This window comes from Occallatibacter sp., from assembly GCF_049802275.1.
Lineage (GTDB): Bacteria > Acidobacteriota > Terriglobia > Terriglobales > Acidobacteriaceae > Telmatobacter.
In genome coordinates this window covers 1-2,504 of the sequence record NZ_JBARMD010000652.1, presented here as the reverse complement: position 1 = coordinate 2,504, position 2,504 = coordinate 1, and the positions used below count along the sequence as shown (strand labels likewise).

Genomic DNA, 2,504 nt, shown 5'->3' with positions numbered 1-2,504 from the left:
CTGTGCAAAGGAAAGATGCCTGATGCAAAACCCGGCGAACTGCCGGGTTTTCTGCATCTGTGACACAATTCCGAATGGAGAATGCCCAGTTCTTTCTTTGGCCGCGGGTGCATCTGATGGTGCCGCTGTGAAGTCTCGCCAAGAGCTATTCCTTGCTGGCCTGGACGCGGTTCAAATCAAATTGGATGAATGGTAAGGTAAAAGAACGATGGCGTTCCGCAATCTTCTACTTCGCTTTATATTTGGCGGACTGCTGGCGATTTTGAGTCTTCTGGTGGCACGCTGGAAGATTTCAGGAAAGCTGGCGGAATGGACCAAACGGCAGTTCGATTTGTATCTTATTACGTTCTATGCCACCTGCCATTTCCTGTTCTTTTTCGTCACGTTCTTTGTTCTGCATCAAAGGCCGTGGGCCGATTTGATTTTTGGCTACGTACCGGAGGCGCATGCGGTGATGCATGGCCTGTTTCCCTACCGGGACTTTCCGTCGAGTTACGCTCCCCTTAATCCATATCTCGACGCGCTCTTGCTGAGGGTGCGCGATTCAGCGCTTTCGATCCTGGTCTTTCAAATGGTCTGCGACATTCTTTCTATTCCCTTCTGGATACGTTTTCTGCGCCGGTTCATGGGCGAGATGACGGTGCGGAAAGCAGCGCTGCTTTATCTCCTGCAACCGCTGGTGGCCTGGGAGATTTGCATTGACGGCAAAAACCAGGGATTGATCGCGCTCTTACTTGGAATTGCATTCTGTGCAATCGCGAGGCGGGAGATTGTCGCAGGGCTGTCGTTGAGCCTCACGTGGATCCTGGTGAAATTTCTTCCGGTGATGTTTGTGCCGACATTCTTCGTCGCGGCACGCAAGCGTGTCACATGGCTGGTGAGCGTCGCGGTGCCGACTCTGGTTGTGTACGGAGGCTTTATTCTGGCCAGGGCAGACGTGACCGCGAGTGCGCGCAGAGAGGGCAAGTTCGTAACCCCGCAGAACCTGCCATATGTGATTGGAGCCCTGACAGGACACAACCTGCCGGGAATTGTGCTGAGCCTGATATTGCTTATTGCGGTGGGGGCTGTGCTTGTTGTCACGATCAGGGCTCAACTGAATGCAATAGACGAGTCGACAAGGCTATGGGCGACCGGGTTGGGGGCGCAGCTTATTCTTCTCACTTTTTTGATCATGAACAAGAAGTCGGATACGTCCTATCTGGCTATGTGTTTCTTCCTGCTTTGTGCGTTTGCTGCATTTGATGCGGATCGGGGCAAACGAACCATGAGCATCCTGTATACGCTCCTATCCTGGCTGTCGCTGCCGATTGCCAGCTTCTGGTACTGGCCGCTAAATCGGGAAGCGGCCCCTGCGCTGCATGCGCTTTTGCTTTCAGGCAGTCTGAAGGCGTGGCTCATGATGGCGATGCAAGTGTTGCTGGTGGGGAGCTATATGGGACTGGCATGGGGTCTCTTGCGTGCTGTGCGGAGGCCGGCAGCGGCTCCAATGGCGCGGGAAGAGCAGGCCGCGGTCGCTAGAGGTTGAGTTTCTTGAACAGGAACTCCGGAACGCTGCGAATGATGAACATGATGGGCCGCCAGAATCCTGGGACGTAGATCACGTCCTTGCGGTCTTCGATCGCTTTCACAATGCCTTTGGCGACCTGTGCGGGCGCCGCGAAGAGAGGGCCTTGCGGCAGGTGCGCGGTCATGGGGGTGGAGACGAAGCCGGGGCGGATGGTGAGAACCTGAACACCCGCTCGATCAATGCGATTGCGTACTCCATCGAGAAAGATGTTGAGCGCTCCCTTGGATGCGCCATACACGTAGTTGCTCTTGCGGCCGCGATCGCCGGCCACGGAAGTGATGACCGCCAACGTGCCCTGGTGAGCATTTTCGAAATAGTTGGCCAGCCACGTAATGAGCGAGACGGTGGAAATAAAGTTGGTGTGGAGAATCGCCTCCGCGGCTGAGGAACTGGTTTGTGCCTGATCCTGATTACCAAGAACTCCGTGAGCGATGAGGGCGAGATCGATCGAGCCCAGAACGTCTAATGCCGCGGAGAACATCTGCTCGTGCGCGGCAGTGTTATCGAGGTCGAGGACATACGTGGTGACGCCGGCGGCGCCGCGTGTCAACAGATCCTTTCGAATCGTATCGAGTTTCTCAGCGCTGCGAGCCACCAGAAAGAATTCGGAGAGGGGCGACAGAAGTTCACGGGCGACCGCAGCAGCAATGGCGGAGGTCGCACCGAGAATGAGGATGCGGTGAGGCAGCGGTTTAGACATGGGCTGTGACTCGTTGCCAGAAAGCGGAACTGAATGCCGGATCGATGTAGTGTGCGAACTCTTCCCACTGAGGATAGAAGGTTTGAAACTGGTGGGGTGTCATCAGCGCGTCTTTTGCAGGATACATGCGGCCGCCGTGCTCCAGAGTGATCGAGCCGAGGCGATGGAGCAGGGCGAAACTTGCCCCGCGACCCACAGGGAAATCGAGGGCAAGTGTGATGCCCGGATGCGGGA

The 2,504-nt window shown here is 56.0% G+C and carries 3 protein-coding genes and 1 pseudogene; 2 read left to right on the top strand and 2 right to left on the bottom strand.

Features of this window, described 5'->3' with window-relative positions; all coding sequences use genetic code 11:
- On the top strand, positions 1-196 hold a 196-nt coding region (locus WA354_RS21870; protein ID WP_472815141.1), incomplete at its 5' end, for a hypothetical protein.
- A gap of 12 nt (positions 197-208) precedes the next feature.
- Positions 209-1,528 (top strand): hypothetical protein, encoded by a 1,320-nt coding sequence (locus tag WA354_RS21865; RefSeq protein ID WP_472815140.1) that lies wholly within the window; start codon positions 209-211, stop codon positions 1,526-1,528.
- Here the strand turns inward: WA354_RS21865 and WA354_RS21860 are convergent.
- On the bottom strand, positions 1,518-2,270 hold the full coding sequence (locus tag WA354_RS21860; protein ID WP_472815139.1) for an SDR family oxidoreductase: 753 nt from the start codon (positions 2,268-2,270) through the stop codon (positions 1,518-1,520). The genes WA354_RS21865 and WA354_RS21860 overlap by 11 nt on opposite strands.
- Positions 2,263-2,504, bottom strand: a pseudogene (locus WA354_RS21855) (FAD-binding protein); the annotation flags it as partial. The gene WA354_RS21860 and the pseudogene WA354_RS21855, both read right to left, overlap by 8 nt.